This window comes from Paracoccus marinus, assembly GCF_007018965.1.
Classification (GTDB): Bacteria; Pseudomonadota; Alphaproteobacteria; order Rhodobacterales; family Rhodobacteraceae; genus Paracoccus; species Paracoccus marinus.
The window spans coordinates 263,241-283,294 of record NZ_VJYZ01000004.1; the positions used below are offsets into that span (position 1 = coordinate 263,241).

Genomic DNA, 20,054 nt, shown 5'->3' on the forward strand with positions numbered 1-20,054 from the left:
TCGGCGGGGCGATGGAATGGCGCGTCGCGCGGCTGGGCCGCCGCGGCGACGGGGTGGCCGTGCCCGTGGCGGCACCCCTGACCGCGCCCCCGGACGCGCCGATAGACGGCACGGGTGGACGGGTGCTGGCGGCGATGACCCTGCCCGGCGAGGTGATCGGCGGCGCGGCGGTGGACGGGATCATCGCGCAGCCGCGCATCCTGACGCCGTCGCCCGACCGGGTCCGCGCGCCCTGCCCCCATTACCGGACCTGCGGCGGCTGCTCGCTGATGCACGCCTCGGACGGGTTCGTGGCGGGGTGGAAGGCGGGGATCGTGCGCGGCGCGCTGGCCGCGCAGGGGATCGAAGTCGGGATCGGCGGCCTGGTCGATACCGTCCACACCTCGCCGCCGCGGTCGCGCAGGCGGGCGGTACTGTCGGGGCGGCGGACGAAAAGGGGGGCGCTGGTCGGGTTTCACGCCCGCGCCTCGGACGTGGTGGTGGACGTGGCGGAGTGCCTGGTGATCCGGCCCGCGATCCTGGCGGCGCTGCCGGACCTGCGGCGGCTGGTGACGCTTGGCGGGTCGCGCACGGCCGAACTGACGCTGGCGGTGACGGAAACGCCGGCGGGCCTCGACATCGCGGTGACGGGCGGCAAGCCGATGACGCCCGCGCTGCTCGCGGACCTCGCGGCGCTGGCCGACGCCTGCGGATGGGCGCGGCTCGACTGGGATGGCGAGGCGCTGACGCGCCGCCCGCCCGCGCTGGCCATGGGCCGCGCGCAGGTGATCCCGCCGCCCCGCGCCTTTCTGCAGGCGACCGCCGAGGGCGAGGCCGCGCTGCTGGCCGCCGTCCGCGGCATCGTCGGGGCCGCGCCCCGGATCGCCGATCTTTACGCGGGCATCGGCACCTTCGCCCTGCCGCTGGCCGAGCGGGCCGAGGTTCACGCGGTCGAGGGGCTGGCCCCGCCGCTGGCCGCGCTGGACGCGGGCTGGCGCGGCGCGACCAGGACCGGGGCGGGTCTGCGCCGGGTCACGACCGAGATGCGCGACCTCGCCCGCCGCCCGTTGCTGCCCGACGAGCTTGCCCGCTTCGACGCCGTCGTCATCGACCCGCCCCGCGCGGGCGCGCTGGCGCAGGCCGACGCGCTGGCCGCGTCCCGGGTGCCGGTGGTGGCGTGGGTCAGCTGCGATCCCGTGACCTTTGCCCGCGACGCCCGGCGGATGGTCGAGGGCGGCTATCGGCTGGACCGGATCGAGGTGGTGGACCAGTTCCGCTGGTCGCCGCATGTCGAGACGGTCGCCGCGTTCCAAAGGCCACGCACGCAGAATTGAATCGTCCAGGCGTGGACGCGTCATCTGGCGGTAATCCGCTCATGATGGTATGGCCCGACCAAAATGCACGCTGAAACAGCGGTGGTGGGGCAGAGATGATTCGTGTTTTCCGGGCGCTTCTGGCGCTGTCGATGCTGGCCGCGCTGGCGGCCTGTGGCGGGTCCAAGCCCGTCTCGAAGTTCCGCAGCTACAGCGGCCCGCCCGTCACCCAGGTGTTCGTCGACAAGTCCGACCGCAAGCTGTACCTGCTGAGCGGCACCACGCTGCTGCGCGGCTACGAGGTCGACCTGGGCAACCAGCCGGTCGGCCACAAGCAGTTCGAAGGCGACGGCAAGACGCCCGAGGGGCTGTATTTCATCGCCCGCCAGAACCCCAACAGCCAGTATCACCTGTCGCTCGGCGTATCCTACCCCGACGTGACCGACGTGTCGCGTGCGATGGCCTTCGGGCAAAGCGCGGGCGGGGACATCATGATCCACGGGCGCGGGGCCTACGGCAATTCGGTCAACAAGCGCGACTGGACCGCGGGCTGCATCGCGGTGACCGACGACGAGATCGAGGAAATCTTCGCCATGGTCCGCCCCGGCACGCCGATCCTCATCACGCCCTGAGCGGGCCGGTCTTGCCTGAACACGGCGTCCCCTTGGGGGCGCCGTTTGCGTTTGCGGCGGTCAGGTGCCGCGCGGCTTGGCGCGCAGGGTCGGGTCGGCGACGGTCGGGTCCTCGGGCCAGACATGGCGGGGATAGCGGCCGCGCATTTCCTTCCTGACCTCGGCATAGGCACCGGCCCAGAAGCCCGGCAGGTCGGTCGTGACCGCGACCGGCTTGCCGCCCGGCGACAGCAGCGTCACCCGCAGCGGGCGGCGCCCGGCGGTCGGGTGGCGGGTGACGCCCAGCAGTTCCTGCAACCGCGCCTCGATCGTGGGCGTCTCGGCGTCGTAGTCGATGGGCACGCGGCGGCCGAGCGGGGTGGTGAAATGGGCGGGGGCGGCCTCGTCCAGACGGCGCTGGCCGTCCCAGCCGATCAACGCCTTGAGCGGCTCCGTCAGGTCGAGCGCGCGCAGGTCGGCGGCGGTGCGGGCGCGGGTGAGATACGGGATCAGCCAGCCGGGGTCCGACAGCAGCGCATCGTCGCCCGCGTCCGGCATCCCGTCCACCAGCAGCATCCGCGCCCGCAGGCGGCGGGCGGCGGCGGTCCACGGCAGGCCGATGTCGCGCAGGCCGTCAAAGGCGGCGGCGGCCAGCGCCTGCGGGTCGGGGTCGTCGAGCGGCCGTTCGCCCAGCAGCAGCGCGCCCAGCCGTTCCTGCGCCCGCGCGATTACCCGCCCGTCGCGGCGTGACCATTCGACAACGGGCGTGGTGGCGATCCGGTCGCCGTAAAGCGCGCGCAGTTCCGCGTCATCAAGCGCCGCGCCGATCCGCACCCGCGCCTCGCGCACGTCGCCGTCAAGGTCAACCGCCACGATCAGCCGCGACGCGCCCAAGGGATCGCCCTCGTCCACAACCGCGCCCTTGCCGCCCGACAGCACAAAGCGCGGCGCGTCACCGCGGCGGCGCAGGCCGATCCGGTCGGGATAGGCAAGCGCGGCCATCGCGGCTGGCGAAAGGTCGCTGCCGCCCGAAACCATCCGGCGCAGGCGCTTCGCCTCGGCCCCCACCCGGTCCAGCGTGGCGCGGTCCGGCGTGTAGGGGTGGCGGGCGGCGAAGCCGCGCGGGTCGGCCAGCGCCTGCAATCGCAGCGACAGGTCGGCGGGCGCGCCACGGATCGGGTCGCGCTCGGCCATCAGCGCGGCAAGGGCGGCGGCGGCCGGGCCCGCGACCAGCAGCATGTGGGCCAGGCGCGGGTGCAGCGGCAGCGCCGCCACCGCGCGGCCATGGGGCGTGATCCGGCCCGCGCCGTCCAGCGCGCCCAGGGCCGCCAACAGCGCCCGCGCCTCGGCCAGCGCGGGCGCGGGCGGCGGGGTAAGGAAGCACAGCCCGTCATCGGACCCCCAGGCCGCGAGTTCCAACGCGAGGCCGGTCAGGTCGGCGGTCGCGATCTCGGGCGGGGCAAAGGCGGGCAGCGCCCCTTCCTCGGCCCGCGCCCACATGCGGTAGCAGATGCCCGGCGCGGTCCGCCCGGCGCGGCCCCGGCGCTGGTCGGCCTCGGCCCGGCTCGCGCGTTCGGTGACGAGCCGGGTCATGCCCGAGCCGGGATCGAACCGGGCGCGGCGGGCGCGGCCCGCGTCCACCACCACCCTGACGCCCGGGATGGTGAGCGAGGTTTCCGCAATCGACGTGGCCAGCACGATCCGCCTGCGCGCGCCCGGCGGGGCCAGCGCACGGCCCTGCGCGGCAAGGTCCATCGCGCCGAACAAGGGGGCGATTTCGACGTCTGCGCCCAGCATGGCGGGCAGCATGGCGGCGACGCGCCGGATCTCGCCCTCGCCCGGAAGAAAGGCGAGGATGGTGCCGCCGGGGTCCGCGCGCGTGGCGGCCTCGGCCTCGGCGATGAGTTGCGCGGCCTGGGGGATCAGGCGCGCGCCGGCGGGAAGCGGGCGGGGCAGCCAGCGGGTCTCCACGGGAAAGGCGCGGCCTTCGGAGCGGATGTCGGGGGCGTCGTCCAGCAGCGCGGCGACGGGTTCGGCGTCCAGCGTCGCGGACATCACGACGATGGCGAGGTCGGGGCGCAGCGCGGCCCGCGCCTCCCACGCCAGCGCGAGGCCGAGGTCTGCGTTGAGGCTGCGCTCGTGGAACTCGTCGAAGATCAGGCAGCCGACGCCGGGCAGGTCGGGGTCGGACTGGATCATGCGGGTCAGGATGCCCTCGGTCACGACCTCGATCCGGCGGCCGGGGACGGACTGGCCGCGGACCCGGAAGCCGACGGTGCCGCCGGGGGATTCGCCCAGCGTTTCCGCCATGCGGGCGGCGGCGGCGCGGGCGGCGAGGCGGCGGGGTTCCAGCATGACGATGCGGCCGGGGATGATGTCGAGGAGCGCGAGGGGGACGCGCGTGGTCTTGCCGGCGCCGGGGGGCGCTATGAGGACCGCGCGGCCGTGGTCCGCGACCGCGCGGCGAAGCGCGGGGAGCGCGTCGTCGATGGGAAGGGGGGCTGGGGGCGCGGCCATGCGGGGGGTTTGCCCGGAAAGCGGGGGCGATGCCAGCGGGGGCGTTGGCGCTGGAGGAGCGGGTGGTGAGGTTGCGATCCGGGCGGGTGCGCGGCGAGGGAGCTTAGGGGGTGCGCGCGCCTGCCGGTGGCCGGGCAGGTCGAGGGACTGACGGGCGTCAGTCGTTGACAGCGGCCCCGCTGAAGGAAACGGGCCACAAGCCCGTTTCCGGGCGGTCCCTCGACGCCAGTACTCCGGAGGGACGCGTCCGCCCGGGTGGGTGCGAACGCACCCGCCTGAGGGCGGGCGGGCGCGTCCCGGTCTGCTTTGGGCAGACCGGGGGGTGGATCGCAGAGCCGGGGCCAAGATGAACGGGCGGCAATGCCTGACAGCGGTCCTGCTGAAGGAAACGGGTCACGAACCCGTTTCCGAGCGGTCCCCCGAAGTGAGCACTTCGGAGGGACGCGCCCGCCTGTTGGGTGCGAACGCACCCGCCAAGGGGCGGGCGGGCGCGTCCCGGTCCGCTTTGAGCGGACCGGAGGGTGGATCGAAGGACCGGGGTCAGAGCTTGAAGCGGGCTGCCATACCTGACAGCGGCACTGCTGAGGAAAACGGGCCACGAGCCCGTTTCCGTGCGGCCCCTCGACGCCAGCACTTCGGAGGGACGCGCACGCCTGGTGGGTGCGAACGCACCCGCCGGGGGCGGGCGGGCGCGTCCCGGTCCGCTTTGGGCGGACCGGAGGGTGGATCGAAGGACCGACACCGGCAACCCCATGCGGAAGAACGGGTCCCCCGGACAGCCACCCCACCCCCCATCGGAACCTTGCCGCCCGGCCGTCCGTTCTACAGGCTCCTGACGCGCGCCGTGATCCGCGCGTCCACGACCGGCGAAAGGTATCCATGGGACTGAGCGACGCTGCCGAGGGAATTGCCCGGGGTCTGGGGCTGGCCGATCCGGTCGTGCGGCTCGGCGTCACCGGGCTCTCGCGGGCGGGCAAGACGGTGTTCATCACCTCGCTGGTCGCGAACCTGCTGGACCGGGGCCGCATGCCCGCGCTCCGCGCCGCGTCCGACGGCACCATCCAAGGCGCGTGGCTGCAGCCGCAGCCCGACGACACCGTCCCGCGCTTCGACTACGAACGCCACCTTTCCGCCCTCACCGGCCCCGACCCCCACTGGCCAGAAGGCACGCGCCACGTCAGCCAGCTGCGCCTGTCGCTGCGGGTGCGCCCGCGCGGCGTCACCGGCGCGCTGCGGGGCCTGCGGACGATCCATCTCGACATCGTGGACTACCCCGGCGAGTGGCTTCTGGACTTGCGGCTGATGGACAAGTCCTTCGCCGAATGGTCGGCGGAAGTGCTGGACCGGATGCAGGGCCGCCCCGGCGCGGATGCGTTCATGCAGGCCCTCGCCGCTACCGACCCGCAGAAAGCCTTTGCCGAACCCGAGGCGCAGCGCCTCGCCGCCGCCTATACCGCGCATCTGCACGCCTCGCGCAATGCCGGATTTTCCGACTGCACGCCGGGCCGGTTCCTGCTGCCGGGCGAGCTGGACGGGTCGCCCGCGCTGACCTTCGCGCCGATGCCGCCGCCAGATGAAGGCCGCCCCGGCCCGGTCTGGCGCGAGTTCCAGCGCCGCTTCGACGCCTACAAGGCCCGGGTCGTGCGCCCCTTCTTCCGCGACCACTTCGCCCGGATCGACCGGCAGGTGGTGCTGACCGACGTGCTGGGCGCGATCCACGCGGGTCCGCCCGCGGTCGACGACATGCGCCGCGCCATGGCCGATATCCTGTCGGCCTTCCGCCCCGGTCGCGCGGGGTGGCTGGCGCAGATCCTGGGCACCCGGCGGGTCGAACGCATCCTCTTCGCCGCGACCAAGGCCGACCACCTGCACCACGTCCAGCACCAGCGGCTGGCGAACATCCTGACCGCGATGCTGCGCGAGGCGCGCGACCGCGCCGATTTCCAGGGCGCGCGGACCGAGGCGATGGCGATCGCCGCCCTTCGCACCACGACCGAAGAGGTGATCCACCAGGACGGCCAGGACCTGCCCGCGGTGCGCGGCACGCTGATGGACGGGCGCGAGGCCGCGCTTTATCCGGGCGAGCTGCCCGACAACCCGGCCGCGCTGATCGACCCGGCGCGCGGCGGGGCGGACCGCTGGCTGGACGCGGATTACGCGATCATGAACTTCGCCCCCGCCCCCGCCACGCTGCGGCCCGGCGACGGCCCGCCCCATATCCGCATGGACCGCGCGGCCGAGTTCCTGATCGGGGACCGGCTGTGAGCGCGCGCGGAACGGATGCGGGGGCGCCAAATGCCTGACACCCCGAAACCGCCCGGCACCCCCACGGTCCCGTCCTCGGCGCCATCCCGCCGCGGGCCGGTGCTGATCGACTACGGCACCGCGCCGGGTACCGCGCCGGGCACCCCGCAGCGCGTCCGGCCGCCCGCCCCAGTGCTGAGCGAACGGGCCGCGCCGCCCTTGCTGCACGACGTCCACTGGACCGAGGGCGCGGGCGAACGCCGTGCCGCCACGCCGCCCGCCGATGCCGGGGCCCAGCCGCCGGTCAACGCCGAACGCCGCGCAGCACCGGGCAGCCGCGACACCCGCGACGCGCGCGCGCCCCGCGGGCAAAGCCGCGCCCCCTCGCCCGCCGACGCGCCCCCGATCGACGACGGCACGCCGGTCGGCACCCTGCCGCAGCCGCGCACCATGCAGATGGTGACCCGGATCGTCGGCGCCGGGCCGTCGCCGGTGACCAGGTTCTTCCTCAACTCGCTGGCGGCGCTGCTGACGTTCCTTCTGTCGATGGCGGCGCTGGATTTCTTTGACCGGCTGATGGCGCGCAGCCCGGTCCTCGGCTGGATCGGGGTCGCGCTGCTGGGCGCGTTCACGCTGGCCGCGCTGGCGGTGGGGGTGCGCGAATACGCGGCCTGGGCGCGGTTTGCCAGGATCGACGCGGTGCAGAGGCAGGCGGCCGCCGCGCTGGCCACCAACGACCTTGCCGCCGCGCAGGCGACGGTGGACCGGCTGTTGTCGCTTTATGCCGCGCGCCCCGAACTGGAATGGGGCCGCACCCGCATCCGCGAGCGCCGGGGCGAAAGCTTCGACGCATCCACCGTGCTGGCGCTGGCGGAAACGGAACTGCTCGCGCCCCTCGACCAGCAGGCGCGGCGCGAGATCGAGGCGGCGGCCCGCACCGTCGCCGCCGCGACCGCGCTGATCCCGCTGGCGCTGGCCGACGTGGCGGCCGCGCTGGCCGCGAACCTGCGGATGATCCGGCGGATGGCTGAAATCTACGGCGGCCGCGCGGGCGCGGTGGGGGGCTGGCGGCTTGCCCGGACCGTGATCGCGCATCTGGTCGCCACGGGCGCGGTCGCGGCGGGCGACGACCTGATCCACACCGTCGCGGGCGGGGGCGTCCTGGCCAAGGTCAGCCGCCGCTTCGGCGAAGGGGTGGTCAACGGCGCGCTCACCGCCCGCGTCGGCGTCGCCGCAATGGAGGTGTGCCGGCCGATGCCGTTCCTGTCCCAGCCCCGTCCACGGGTCGGGAACCTGGTGTCGCGCGGCCTGGCAGGGCTGTTCGGCAGCGACGCCGCGGGGAAGTGAGGCCCAGACCCTGGCCCGGCCTCCACCCCCTGCCGCAGCCGTGACCGCCCCGCCCCTTTCCGTCGCCCGGCCGACCCGCTAGCCTGCGCGCATGAAGTGGAACCTGCCCAACGCCCTGACCGTCCTTCGACTTCTGGCCGCGCCGGGCGTGCCGCTGATGTTCCTGTTCGTCAGCCGCCCCTTCGCCGATTTCGCGGCACTCGCGCTCTTCGTCCTGGCCGCCGTCACCGACTGGTTCGACGGCTACATCGCCCGCGCCTGGGGACAGGAAAGCCGCTTCGGCGCGGCCATGGACCCGATCGCGGACAAGGCGATGGTGGTAATCGCGCTGGTGGTGATGACCGGCTATTCCGGCATGAACCCCTGGCTGATCCTGCCCGTCACGGTGATCCTGTTCCGCGAGGTGTTCGTCAGCGGCCTGCGCGAGTTCCTGGGCGCCGACGCGGGCAAGCTGAAGGTCACCAAGCTCGCCAAGTGGAAGACGACGGCGCAGATGGTCGCGATCTCGTTCATGTTCCTGGGCACGGGGCTCGACTTCTACGAAAGCGGCCGCCCTCCCTTGGTGGGCGAGACGCGGCTGCCGTGGTCGGACGACTGGTCGGACCTCGCGACGCAGATCGGCATGGTGATGATCTGGGCGGCGGCGATCCTGACCGCGATCACGGGCTGGGACTATTTCGTCAAGGCGCGGCCGTGGCTGCGCGACGACGGGCCGGGCGCGCGATGACGATGCAGGTGGCGGCGATCGACGTGCTGTATTTCGCGTGGTTGCGCGAACGGATCGGGGTGCCGCGCGAGCGGGTGGAAACCTCGGCTGCCACCGTCCGCGACCTGGTGGCGGAACTCGCGGGCCGGGACGACTGGCACGCCGCCGCGCTGTCCGACATGGACGCCGTCCGCGTCGCGGTGGACCAGCGGCTGGCCGACATGGACGCGCCGCTCGCGGGCGCGCGCGAGGTCGCGTTCTTTCCGCCGATGACCGGGGGCTGAGCGGTGGGCCCCCGCGTCATCGTGCAGGATGCGCCGTTCGACGCGGCGTCGCTGCTGGACGGGTTCGGCGCGGGGGCGGGGGCGGTCGTCACCTTCTCGGGCCTCGTGCGCGCCGATGACGGGCTGGTCGCGCTGGAAATCGAACACTATCCCGGCATGACCGAAGCGGCGCTGTCGGACCACGCGCGGAACGCGGTCGAGCGTTTCGCGCTGACCGACGCGCTGGTCGTCCACCGTTTCGGCCGGATCGAGGTCGGCGCGGCGATCATGATGGTCGCCACCGCCGCCCCCCACCGCCGCGCGGCGTTCGAGGCGGCCGATTTCCTGATGGACTGGCTGAAATCCCGCGCCCCGTTCTGGAAACGCGAGATCGGCGCCGAGGGCCCGCGCGGCTGGGTCGCGGCCAAGGACGCCGACGAGGCCGCGCTGACCCGCTGGTAGGGGCCGCCGCCTGCGCTGCGCGGCCCGCCCCGGGCACCGCTTCGTTGCAATTCCCCGCCCTCCCCAGCATATAGGGCCGCGAACAGGGAAAAGGCGCCGCCATGACTTATCTGGAGTTCGAAAAGCCGCTCGCCGACCTCGAGGGCAAGGCCGAGGAACTGCGCGCGCTCGCGCGCAAGGGCGAGGGCGTGGACCTGGAAAAGGAAGCCGCGGCGCTGGACAAGAAGGCGGCGGACCAGCTGCGCGAGCTGTACCGGACGCTCGATCCATGGCGCAAGACGCTGGTCGCGCGCCACCCCGACCGCCCCCACTGCCGCGACTACGTGGACGCGCTGTTTTCCGAATGGACCCCGCTCGCGGGCGACCGCACCTTCGGCGACGACCACGCGGTGATGGGCGGCCTCGCCCGGTTCCGCGACCAGGCGGTAGTGGTGATCGGCCACGAAAAGGGCAACGACACCAAGTCGCGCATCTTCCGCAACTTCGGCATGGCCCGCCCCGAGGGGTACCGCAAGGCGATCCGCCTGATGGACATGGCCGACCGCTTCCGCCTGCCGGTCATCACGCTGGTGGACACCCCCGGCGCCTATCCCGGCAAGGGCGCCGAGGAACGCGGCCAGTCCGAGGCGATCGCGCGCGCGACGGAAAAATGCCTGCAGATCGGGGTGCCGCTCGTCAGCGTCATCATCGGCGAGGGCGGGTCGGGCGGCGCGGTCGCGTTCGCGACAGCCGACCGGGTGGCGATGCTGGAACATTCGATCTATTCGGTGATCTCGCCCGAGGGCTGCGCCTCGATCCTGTGGAAGGACGCCGACAAGATGCGCGAGGCGGCCGAGGCGCTGAAGCTGACCGCGCAGGACCTGAAGAAACTGGGCGTGATCGACGCGATCATCCCCGAACCCCTGGGCGGCGCACAACGCGCGCCCGCCGACGCGGTGACCGAAGTCGGCCGCGAGATCGCGCGGCTGCTGAGCGAGCTGAAGGACCGCAAACCCGCCGAGCTGATCCGCGCGCGGCGGCAGAAGTTCCTGGACATGGGGTCGAGGGGGCTGGCGGCCTGAGGTTCTCGGGGGTGTTCGGCGGGGGACCCGGGCGCGCCTGCCGACCATAGGTGACGACCGGCCGGTGCATCCCGGCGGATCGGCATTCGATCCACCGGAACGGCACATGCCCGAGGTTCGCAGAGGCATTGCGGACCCCGCCGACCCGCCCGCCGACCCACCTGCCGACCCGTCGGCTCTACCCGACGATCGCACGGAACATCCCCGCCGTTCTGGCGCTGATTGCTTTTACGCATCGCACAATGCGCCTATGCCGCATGCCCGCGTTCGATCAGCCGCTTGCGCCGATCCATAGCTGCATCGTGCGACCGATGCCCCGACCGGCCGCATCCTCCCGCACCGACCCAAGGCCCCATCCTCGCGCAAAGGGGCTGCCGCCCCCTCTGCCGCACGGCCCCGAGTTCCTCGGACCCGCGCGTCATTCACCCCCGCGGATATTTCCGCCCGCCCGAGACCCGGAACGAAGGGCCCGCAGGCCCCCGCCAACACGGACGGGGGCCGCTCGGTCGGGACGGTCATCGGCGTCCCCGCCTGTACCGCCCGACCCTTCTGTCACACGAAGGTTGAGACCGGGTTAACCGCGCCCTCGGGCGGGCGAAAATATCCTCGGGGGGACGGCGGCGCAGCCGTCGCGGGGGGTAGACGGCCCCCCGTCCGGCGCCGACACCCGGATCAGGAGCCGATCTTTTCGGGGCTGAGGTCGCCGTCCGCCCGGGCCTGATGCGCGCCGGGACCGCGGGCGGCGCGGATCGCGTCCTCGATGATCCCCAGCGCCTCGTCGAACACCGCGTCGGGCACCGTAAGCGGCGGCAGGAAGCGGATGACGTTGCCGTGAACCCCGCAGGTGAGCAGGATCAGGCCGCGCGACAGCGCCTCTTCCCGGACCTTGTTCGTGAACTCGGGGCTGGGCTTGCCGCCTTCCGCGAACTCCACCGCGTTCATCAGGCCGGGGCCGCGGATGTCCGCGATCTCGGGCACGTCGTCCCTGAGCGAGGAAAGGCGCTGCTTGAGCCGCTGCCCCAGCCGCTCGGCGCGCTCGACCAGCCCCTCGCTTTCGATCACATCCAGCACCGCCAGCGCCGCCGCGACCCCCAGCGGGTTGCCGGCGTAGGTGCCCCCCAGACCGCCCGGGTTGGGCGCGTCCATCACCTCGGCCCGGCCCGTCACGGCCGAGATCGGCAGCCCGCCGCCCAGCCCCTTGGCCATCGTGGTCAGGTCGGCCTCGACGCCGTGCAGGTCCATCGCGAACATGCGGCCGGTGCGGGCGAAGCCGGTCTGGACCTCGTCGGCGATCAGCAGCATCCCGTGGCGGTCGCAGACCTCGCGCAGGCGCGCCATGAAGCCCGCGGGCGCGGGGTAGAAGCCGCCCTCGCCCTGCACCGGCTCGATGATGATCGCGGCAACGCGGGCGGGATCCACGTCGGCCTTGAACAGCCGGTCCAGCGCCGCCAGCGCCTCGTCCTGGGTGACGCCGTGCAGGTCGTTGGGGAACGGCAGGTGCCAGACATCGGGCATCATCGACCCGAACCCGGCCTTGTAGGGCTGGACCTTGCCGGTCAGCGCCATCCCCATGAAGGTCCGCCCGTGGAAACCGCCGGCGAACGCCACGATCCCGTTGCGGCCGGTGTGGCAGCGGGCGATCTTGACCGCGTTCTCGACCGCCTCGGCGCCGGTGGTGGCGAAGATCGTCTTTTTCTCGAAGTCGCCGGGGACGAGGTCGTTCAGCCGCTCGGCCAGCGCCACGTAGTTTTCGTAGGGCACGACCTGGTGGCAGGTGTGGGTGAAGCGGTCGAGCTGGTCCTTGACCGCCTGCACCACCTTCGGGTGGCGGTGGCCGGTGTTCACGACCGCGATGCCGGCGGCGAAGTCGATGTAGCGGCGGCCGTCGCCGTCCCAGATCTCGGCGTTCTCGGCGCGGTCGGCATAGACCTGCGTCGTCATCCCCACGCCGCGCGAGATGGCGGCGTTCTTGCGGTCGGTCATGATCGTCATGGTGCATCCCTTCGGCCGCGCGTCCGTTGCGCGGCATGGGGGTGTTCTAGCCCCTCTCGCACGTACTGTCAGGCGCGATCGGCGAGCCAGCGCAACCTGCGCGGCGCGGGCGGCGTTGGCTCGGGCGGGCGGGCGTGCGGCGGGCGTGCGGCCCGCGCCATGAAAGGCCGCCTCGCCGATGTTTCCGATCCGCGACCACAACCCGTCGAACACCCGTCCGATCGTGACGCTGGGCCTGATCGCGATCAACGTCGCGGTCTTCGTCCTGACCGCGCCGTGGCTGGGCGGGATGGTGGACCTGTGGGACCAGCTTGCGCTGTATCCGGTGGCGGTCGCGCACGGGCAGTATCTGTGGGGGCTGCTGACCCACATGTTCGTCCACGCGGGGCTGCTGCACTTGGGCGGCAACATGCTGTTCCTGTGGATCTTCGGCGACAACCTGGAGGACCAGATGGGTCACGCCGGGTTCCTTGTCTTCTACCTGCTGGGCGGGCTGGCGGCGGCGGGGTTCCAGATGATCGCCGACATCGGCTCCGGCATCCCGATGGTGGGGGCGTCGGGGGCGATCGCGGCGGTGATGGGGGGCTATCTGCTGATGTTCCCGCGCGCGCGGGTGGACGTGGTGCTGATCATCATCATCCTCATCAAGATCTTCACGATCCCGGCCTGGGTGATGCTGGGGATCTGGTTCGCGCTGCAGCTGTTCTCGGGCTATTCGATGATGGGGGGCGAGGCGGGCGTGGCCTACTGGGCCCATGCGGGCGGGTTCGCGGCGGGCGTCGTGCTGGCGCTGCCGGTGTTCCTGCGGCGCGGCGGGACGGGGTTCTGGCAGGCGACCGCCGGCAAGCCGCCGCACCGCCCGGTCGATTACGCGCCGACGCGGATCCCGCCCGTCAGCCGCTGAGGCGGCCGCGGCTCATGTGGCGCTTTCCCGCGAAGCCCTGTGCGCGTTCCACCGCAAAGCTTGCGGCCGCGAGCGCCCGGCGCACATGCCCCGCGGCGGTGTAGGTCGCGAAGCTGCCGCCCGGCGCGGTGTGGGCCGCGACCTGCGCCAGCAGGTCGTCCGTCCACAGTTCCGGGTTCCGGGCGGGGGAAAAGCCGTCGAGGAACCATGCGTCCGCCCGGCCCGGCCAGCGCGGCAGCGTCTCGCGGGCATCGCCGACGATCACCTCGGCCTCGACCAGCCCCACCCGCAGCGGGCCGGGCCAGCCGGCGCGCAGCTCGGCCGCGAGGGGGCCGAGTTCGGGGAAGGCGGCGTGGGCGCGGGCGAGGTCGGGAAGGGACAGCGGAAACGCCTCGAAGCTGGTGAAGCGGACGGGGACCCGCGCCACCTGCGCCAGCGCCAGCAGGTTCAGCCCGGTGCCGAAGCCGGTTTCCGCGACGTGGAAGCCGGGGGTCAGCCGCGCGGGCAGGTCGTTGCCCGACAGGAACACGTGCCGCGTTTCATCAAGGCCCCCCGCGAGGCTGAAATACGGATCGTCGAACCGGCGCGAGACGGGGACGGAGCCGTCGCGCCAGTCGATCGCGGGGCCCGGCCCGCTCTGGTCCTCGTCGGTCATGGCAGCTATCCCTTCGCCGGGCTGACTGGACCGGGCCGGGGGCGATGGCAAGACACATCACGGTGGTGGGCGCGGGCGTCGTCGGGCTGGCCTGCGCCTGGGACATCGCCCGGCGCGGCGCGGCGGTGCGGGTGGTCGAGGCGGGCCGCGTCGGCGCGGGGTCGAGCGGCGGGACGGTGGGCGCGCTCGCCCCGCACGCGCCCGAGAACTGGAACCCCAAGAAGCAGGTGCAGCTTGACGCGCTGGTGGCGGCGGAGGGCTGGTGGGCCGGGGTGCGCGCGGCGGGCGGCGTCGATCCGGGTTACGGGCGGACGGGCCGGGTGCAGCCCCTGGCCGACGACGCGCAGGTCGCGGCGGCGCGGATGCGGGTCGAGGCGGCGGCGCGAAACTGGCCCCGGCCGTTCGGGATGGCGGTGACGGATGATCCGGGCGCCCTGCCCTGCCCCAGCCCGACCGGGCTTTACCTGCACGACAGCCTGACCGCGCGGATCGCGCCCCGCGCGGCCTGCGCGGCGCTGGCGGCGGCGGTGCGGGCGGCGGGCGGAACGGTGGACGAGGGCGCGGGTCCGCAGTCGCCCGACATGCTGGACGGGACGGTGATCTGGGCCACCGGCGCGCCCGGGCTGGCCGACCTGTCACGCGACCTGGGCCGCGCGGCGGGGAACGGGGTCAAGGGACAGTCGGCGCTGCTTGGCTTTGCCGCGCCGGGGGCGGCGCAGGTGTTTGCGGGCGGGCTGCACATCGTGCCGCACGGGGACGGCACGGTCGCCATCGGCTCGACCTCCGAGCGGGATTTCGCGGACGGCGGCGCCACCGACGCGCAGCTGGACGCTCTGGTGGCACGGGCGCGGGAAATCTGCCCGGCGCTGGCGGACGCCCCGGTGATCGACGCTTGGGCCGGGGTGCGCCCGCGCGCGCAAAGCCGCGCGCCGCTGATGGGCGGCTGGCCGGGGCGGCGCGGCCATTTCGTCGCCAACGGCGGCTTCAAGATCGGCTTCGGCATGGCCCCGGCGATGGCGGCGATCATGGCCGATCTGGTCCTGTCGGGCGAGGACCGGATCCCCGACGGGTTTCGCCTGGCCTGACCGCTTCGCGGCAGCCTACCTCGCGCAGACGCGGGCGTTGTCGTTCGCCCAGCAGGCCGGATCGGCCTTGTCGCGGGTCAGCGTCCCCAAGGGGTCATGGGCGTGGCTGCCGCGACCCCAGCCGTTCCAGTAGCCCTTCGCCACGCCCGGCGCGTCCATGTTCACATAAACGAAGAACTCGCCCCCGGGCGCGGTCAGCTGGAAGCTGCCGTCCTTGTCGTGGCTGTCGAAGTCGCAGTCGTCGCCCGCGAACACCTCGCGGTCAGCGAGGGCGAGGGAACAGGACGCAGGCCGCGCATGGGCAGGGGCGGCGGCCAGAAAGGCCAAGCAGGCGAAAAGCACGGATTTCATCGGCGCACCATTTGGTTCGGTTTTCCAATGTTGGCGCCCGGATGCGCCGCGAGCAAGCCGCAGCCCCGCGTCAGCCCCGCATCGACCGGCTGCGCTGCTCGGCGGCCATCGCGCGCTTCAGCTCCATCAGCGCGATCTGTTTGCGCAGTTTCGTCCGCTCGCCCTCGTCCTCGATCTGGTCCAGCACGGCGCGCTTGGCCGCCGCGTCCTTGGCCAGCTGGATCTCGGGCGGAAGGAAGCCGCCGTCGGCCATCATCCGGTGCAGCACATCGTCGGCGCTTTCGCGCAGGCGCACGGGGTCGAGCGGCCTGCCCTCGCCCTTCAGCCCCTGCAGCTCGCCCTTGGCGGCGGCATCGTCGATGCGCCGCAGCGCGATGCGTTCAAACCAGTGCATGCGTCCCCTTTCAGAGCGACCGCAGCTGTTCCAGCGCGCCTTTCGTGCGGGCGGCGTCCTCATCCAGCTCGGCCAGCTTGGCGCGCGTTTCCTCGATCACCTCGGGGTCGGCGTTCTGGGCGAACTTGGGGTTCGACAGCCGCCCCCGCAACCCGGCGGCGTCCTTTTCCGTCTTCGCCAGCGCCTTTTCCAGCCGCGCCGTTTCGGCGGCCGCGTCGATCACGTCGCCGATCGGCAGCGCGAAGGACGCGCCCGGCGCCGCCACCGCGATCATGCCGCGCCCCGCCTCGCCGTCCCGCGCGGGGTTCACCCGCGCGAGCCGTTCGACCAGCGGGCCGTTCGCCGCCAGCGCCGCGCGGGCAGCGTCGTCGGCCTGCGCCACGATCAGGTCCAGCTTCGCCGCCGCCGGCACGCCCATCTGCGCGCGGGCCGAGCGCACGCCCTCGATCAGGCCGATCACCCAATTCATCTGGCGGTCGGCGGCCTCGTCGATCAGCTCCGCCCCGTAGGCCGGCCAGTCGCCGTGTACGAGCATCTTGGCGCGGTTGCCGGTGAGCGCCCAGATTTCCTCGGTCACGAAGGGCATGATCGGGTGCAGCATGGTGATCGCCTGCTCGATCACCCAAGCCATCGTGGCCCGGGTTTCGTCCGCGTGTTCGCCGTCGAACAGGGGCTTGGCGAACTCGACATACCAGTCGCAAAGCTTGCCCCAGACAAAGGCATACATCCCCTGCGCCGCGTCGTTGAAGCGATAGGCGGCCAGCGCCTCGTCCAACGCCAGGCGGGCGCGCGCGGTCTCGCCCATGATCCAGCGGTTCACGGTATGGGCGGGCTGCGGCTGGCCTGCGGAAGCGGCGGCAAAGACCCCGTTCATTTCCGCGAAGCGGGTCGCGTTCCATATCTTGGTGACGAAGTTGCGGTTCGCCTCGACATGCTTCGGCCCCAGCTTCGGGTCGCGCCCCATCGCGGCCATGCTGGTCAGCGTGAAGCGCAGGGGGTCCGCGCCGAACTGGTCGATGAGGTCGAGGGGGTCGATGACGTTGCCCTTGGACTTCGACATCTTCGCGCCCTTCTCGTCGCGGACGAGGCCGTGGACATAGACGTTGCGGAACGGCACCTCGTCCACGACGGCCAGCTGCATCATCATCATCCGGGCGACCCAGAAGAAGATGATGTCGAAGCCGGTCACCAGCGTGTCGGTCGGGAAGTAGCGGCGCAGTTCCGGCGTATCCTCGGGCCAGCCGAGGGTGCCGATGGGCCAGAGGCCGGAGGAGAACCAGGTGTCGAGGACGTCGGGGTCGCGATAGAGAATTATCGTCTGCTTTCCTGGCGCGTCGTTCCTAAGGCCAAATGCACGGCGGTTCGGCAATTCATCGGAAAATTCAACGCGGCGCTCGATACCGTCGCTGCGACTATAATAATTGAGTGCGAGTTCCTCGACATCGGTACGGTTTGCCGCGCAGAACTCTTTGACCAGATCCTCGTCGGGCATTTCGTCCGAAAACTCGAAGTTCGGCCCATACCACACCGGGATCTGGTGCCCCCACCACAGCTGGCGCGAAATCGTCCACGGCTCGATGTTCTCCAGCCAGTGGAAATACACCTTCTCGTGCTGCTCGGGCATGATCCGGGTGCGGCCGTCGCGGACGGCGTCGATGGCGGGCTGGACGATCTTTGGCGTGTCCACGAACCACTGGTCGGTCAGCATCGGCTCGATCACGACGCCCGAGCGGTCGCCGAAGGGCTGCATGATCGGCTTTGCGTCCACCAGCGGGCGCAGTTCCAGATGCTCGGCGCCCGTTTCCTTGTCGATCGACTTGTGCAGATACGTCACCGCCAGCCGCTCGGCGGTGATGTCGGCGACGACGCGCTCGCGCGCCTCGTAGCGGTCGAGGCCGCGCAGGTCCTCGGGGACAAGGTTGATCTGGCTGACGTCGCCCGCTTCGCGCTCGCCGCGCGCGATCTGGCCCGCCAGCGTCGCGCTTTCCTCGTAGGACAGCCCGTCCGACCGCATCGCGCCCTTGGTATCCATCAGCGCGTACAGCGGAATCCCGTTCCGCTGCGCGACGGCATAGTCGTTGAAGTCGTGCGCGCCGGTGATCTTGACCGCGCCCGAGCCAAAGGCCGGGTCGGGGTATTCGTCGGTGATGATCGGGATCAGGCGGCGGTGTTCCTTTGGCCCGACCGGGATCTCGCACAGCTTGCCGACGATGGGGGCATAGCGGGCGTCGTCGGGATGGACCGCGACCGCGCCGTCGCCCAGCATCGTTTCCGGCCGCGTGGTGGCGATGGAGATATAGTCCCGCGTCTCGCGCAGGGTGACGTTCCCGTCGGCGTCACGCTCGACGTATTCATACGTCTCGCCGCCGGCGAGCGGATACTTGAAGTGCCACATGTGGCCGGGAACCTCGCGGTTCTCGACCTCCAGGTCGGAAATCGCGGTTTCGAAATGCGGGTCCCAGTTCACCAGCCGCTTGCCGCGGTAGATCAGGCCCTTGTGGTACATGTCCACGAACACGCGGATCACGGCGTCGTGGAAATTGCCGTCCTCGCCCACGGGCGCGCCCGGTGCGCCCGACATGGTGAAGGCGTTGCGCGACCAGTCGAGCGATGCGCCCAGCCGCTTCAGCTGGCCCATGATGGTGCCGCCGGATTCCTGCTTCCACGCCCAGACCTTCTGCAGGAACGCCTCGCGCCCGATCTCGCGGCGGCCCGGTTCCCGCCGTTCGGCCATACGGCGTTCGACGACCATCTGGGTGGCGATGCCCGCGTGGTCCTGACCGGGCTGCCACAGCGTGTTGTGCCCCTGCATCCGGTGCCAGCGGACAAGGATGTCCTGCAGCGTGTTGTTGAGCGCGTGGCCGATATGCAGCGAGCCGGTGACGTTCGGCGGCGGGATCACGACCGAAAACGCGGGCGCGCCCGGTTTCGCGTTGGCACCGGCGGCGAAGGCGTCCGCAGCCTCCCACGCGGCGGCGATCCGCGCCTCGGCCGAGGCGGCGTCGAAGGTCTTGTCCATGCTCATCTGCGTCATCCCTTGGGCGTTGCCCCCCACTTAACCGGGTGCGGGGGGTGGGCCAAGGGGGCGGCGGGTTTCGCGGTCAGACGCGCCCCGGCTGGGCCAGCACGACCAGGTTGCCGTCGGGGTCGGACAACCGGACGAGGCTGGCGGCGGACGCGGGTTCCACCGGCCCGGGGTTCAGCCCCGCGCCGTCCAGCCGCGCGGCCTGCGCGCGCAGGTCGTCCACGATCAGGGTAAGGGTGGAATGGCCGGCGTTTTCCGCCTGCCGGAACAGCTGCAACCCGCCGCCGTCGCCCACGTCCCATTCCGCAAGCCCGTCCATCGGGCGGCGGTCCGGGGCGCGGTCGAACAGCGTCGTGAACCAGTCGATGCTGCGGTCGAGGTCGGCGCAGGCGACCTGTCCGAAAAGCCGTGCGATGGTCATGCCGTTTTCTCTTCGGACTTCTTCTCGACCCCGTCCTCGCCCGCCATCAGCTTGTCGGCGTCCTTCGGCGGTGTCGCGGCCTCGAACTCCGCCACCTGCTCGTCGTGGACCTTGCGGAACGCGGGGCGTGCGAGCATGCGGTCCAGATACGCGACAAGCCCCGGATGCCGGTCCAGCCCGCCCTCGTCGCGCACGATCCTGAGGACATCGGCCAGGATGATGTCGGCGACCGAGAAGCGACCGGCGGCGATGAACTCGCGCCCCGCCATCTCGTTTTCCAATTGCTCGAGGCGCTTGTGCATGATCCCCGCCGCAGCGTCCGCGGCCTTCGCGTCCTTGCGGAATACCACGGCCATCTGCCAGGGCATCGTCCACATCTCGACCGAGTTCAGCGCCGAGATCGTCCATTTCAGGACATCGGCGGCGCCCTTCGGATCGTTGGGCATCAGCTTGTCGGACTTGCCGGCGAGATACAGAAGGATCGCGCCGCTTTCGAACACGTCCACGTCGCCGTCCTTCAACATCGGCACCTGCCCGAAGGGCTGGCGGGCGAAATGCGCGTCCGATTTCGGCATCAGCGGCACGGTGTCGATGCGGTAGGGCAGCCCCGCCTCTTCGCAGGCCCAGCGGGCGCGGATGTCGCGCACATAGCCGCGCGGCATGTCGGGCACCCAGTCGTAGGTGGTGATGGTCAGCATCGGGTCACTCCATCGAAGGAACGGAA

Annotated in this window: 18 protein-coding genes; 10 read left to right on the forward strand and 8 right to left on the reverse strand. The window is 72.0% G+C overall.

Annotated features, from left to right (window positions below):
* The first annotated feature begins 11 nt into the window (after positions 1-11).
* Positions 12-1,313, forward strand: coding sequence for a class I SAM-dependent RNA methyltransferase (locus FNF32_RS02055; protein WP_131675371.1), 1,302 nt, complete (start codon positions 12-14; stop codon positions 1,311-1,313).
* A 95-nt stretch (positions 1,314-1,408) separates the two neighbouring features.
* On the forward strand, positions 1,409-1,924 hold the full coding sequence (locus FNF32_RS02060) for a L,D-transpeptidase family protein (RefSeq protein ID WP_131675372.1): 516 nt from the start codon (positions 1,409-1,411) through the stop codon (positions 1,922-1,924).
* Positions 1,925-1,984: 60 nt separating this feature from the next.
* On the opposite strand, the gene hrpB is transcribed toward FNF32_RS02060, so the two are convergent.
* On the reverse strand, positions 1,985-4,420 hold the full coding sequence (gene hrpB, locus FNF32_RS02065) for an ATP-dependent helicase HrpB (RefSeq protein WP_143796452.1): 2,436 nt from the start codon (positions 4,418-4,420) through the stop codon (positions 1,985-1,987).
* 879 nt (positions 4,421-5,299) lie between these two features.
* Between hrpB and FNF32_RS02070 the strand changes: the two genes are divergently transcribed.
* From FNF32_RS02070 to FNF32_RS02095, 6 genes are all read left to right on the forward strand, one after another.
* A complete protein-coding gene (locus FNF32_RS02070) occupies positions 5,300-6,685 on the forward strand; it encodes a YcjX family GTP-binding protein (protein WP_131675472.1) in 1,386 nt (461 codons plus the stop codon).
* Between the two features lie 30 nt (positions 6,686-6,715).
* Positions 6,716-8,011 carry a YcjF family protein gene (locus tag FNF32_RS02075; protein ID WP_143796453.1) on the forward strand — a complete coding sequence of 432 codons (1,296 nt, stop codon included), beginning with the start codon at positions 6,716-6,718 and terminating at the stop codon, positions 8,009-8,011.
* A 91-nt stretch (positions 8,012-8,102) separates the two neighbouring features.
* Positions 8,103-8,738 (forward strand): CDP-diacylglycerol--glycerol-3-phosphate 3-phosphatidyltransferase, encoded by a 636-nt coding sequence (gene pgsA / locus FNF32_RS02080; RefSeq protein ID WP_131674297.1) that lies wholly within the window; start codon positions 8,103-8,105, stop codon positions 8,736-8,738.
* A 17-nt stretch (positions 8,739-8,755) separates the two neighbouring features.
* Positions 8,756-9,001 carry a molybdopterin converting factor subunit 1 gene (gene moaD / locus FNF32_RS02085; protein ID WP_131674357.1) on the forward strand — a complete coding sequence of 82 codons (246 nt, stop codon included), beginning with the start codon at positions 8,756-8,758 and terminating at the stop codon, positions 8,999-9,001.
* A 3-nt stretch (positions 9,002-9,004) separates the two neighbouring features.
* Positions 9,005-9,442: a molybdenum cofactor biosynthesis protein MoaE gene (locus FNF32_RS02090; RefSeq protein WP_131674298.1), complete on the forward strand. Its 438-nt coding sequence runs from the start codon at positions 9,005-9,007 to the stop codon at positions 9,440-9,442.
* A gap of 101 nt (positions 9,443-9,543) precedes the next feature.
* Complete coding sequence (locus FNF32_RS02095) at positions 9,544-10,503, forward strand: acetyl-CoA carboxylase carboxyltransferase subunit alpha (protein ID WP_131674299.1); 960 nt, start codon at positions 9,544-9,546, stop codon at positions 10,501-10,503.
* A 672-nt stretch (positions 10,504-11,175) separates the two neighbouring features.
* Here FNF32_RS02095 and FNF32_RS02100 read toward each other — a convergent pair.
* The gene (locus FNF32_RS02100) at positions 11,176-12,495 is read right to left on the reverse strand and encodes a 4-aminobutyrate--2-oxoglutarate transaminase (RefSeq protein WP_131674300.1); all 1,320 of its coding nucleotides are present in this window, start codon (positions 12,493-12,495) and stop codon (positions 11,176-11,178) included.
* Positions 12,496-12,673: 178 nt separating this feature from the next.
* Here FNF32_RS02100 and FNF32_RS02105 point away from each other — a divergent pair, with 178 nt between their 5' ends.
* On the forward strand, positions 12,674-13,399 hold the full coding sequence (locus FNF32_RS02105; protein WP_131674301.1) for a rhomboid family intramembrane serine protease: 726 nt from the start codon (positions 12,674-12,676) through the stop codon (positions 13,397-13,399).
* On the opposite strand, the gene mnmC2 is transcribed toward FNF32_RS02105, so the two are convergent.
* Complete coding sequence (gene mnmC2, locus FNF32_RS02110; RefSeq protein WP_131674302.1) at positions 13,389-14,054, reverse strand: tRNA (5-methylaminomethyl-2-thiouridine)(34)-methyltransferase MnmC2; 666 nt, start codon at positions 14,052-14,054, stop codon at positions 13,389-13,391. The genes FNF32_RS02105 and mnmC2 overlap by 11 nt on opposite strands.
* A 44-nt stretch (positions 14,055-14,098) precedes the next feature.
* On the opposite strand from mnmC2, the gene FNF32_RS02115 reads away from it, so the two are divergent.
* Positions 14,099-15,139 (forward strand): NAD(P)/FAD-dependent oxidoreductase, encoded by a 1,041-nt coding sequence (locus FNF32_RS02115; RefSeq protein ID WP_131674303.1) that lies wholly within the window; start codon positions 14,099-14,101, stop codon positions 15,137-15,139.
* A gap of 15 nt (positions 15,140-15,154) precedes the next feature.
* Here FNF32_RS02115 and FNF32_RS02120 read toward each other — a convergent pair whose 3' ends face one another.
* The 5 genes from FNF32_RS02120 to FNF32_RS02140 all read right to left on the reverse strand — a co-directional run bounded on the left by FNF32_RS02120 (position 15,155) and on the right by FNF32_RS02140 (position 20,028).
* A complete protein-coding gene (locus tag FNF32_RS02120; protein ID WP_131674305.1) occupies positions 15,155-15,490 on the reverse strand; it encodes a hypothetical protein in 336 nt (111 codons plus the stop codon).
* A 70-nt stretch (positions 15,491-15,560) separates the two neighbouring features.
* Positions 15,561-15,884, reverse strand: a complete 324-nt coding sequence (locus FNF32_RS02125; protein ID WP_185961822.1) for a DnaJ family domain-containing protein — start codon at positions 15,882-15,884, stop codon at positions 15,561-15,563.
* Between the two features lie 10 nt (positions 15,885-15,894).
* Positions 15,895-18,909 (reverse strand): valine--tRNA ligase, encoded by a 3,015-nt coding sequence (locus FNF32_RS02130; RefSeq protein ID WP_131674309.1) that lies wholly within the window; start codon positions 18,907-18,909, stop codon positions 15,895-15,897.
* Positions 18,910-18,985: 76 nt separating this feature from the next.
* A complete protein-coding gene (locus tag FNF32_RS02135; RefSeq protein WP_131674310.1) occupies positions 18,986-19,330 on the reverse strand; it encodes a VOC family protein in 345 nt (114 codons plus the stop codon).
* A complete protein-coding gene (locus FNF32_RS02140) occupies positions 19,327-20,028 on the reverse strand; it encodes a glutathione S-transferase family protein (protein ID WP_131674312.1) in 702 nt (233 codons plus the stop codon). Before FNF32_RS02140 ends, FNF32_RS02135 begins: the two co-directional genes overlap by 4 nt.
* Between the last annotated feature and the right edge of the window lie 26 nt (positions 20,029-20,054).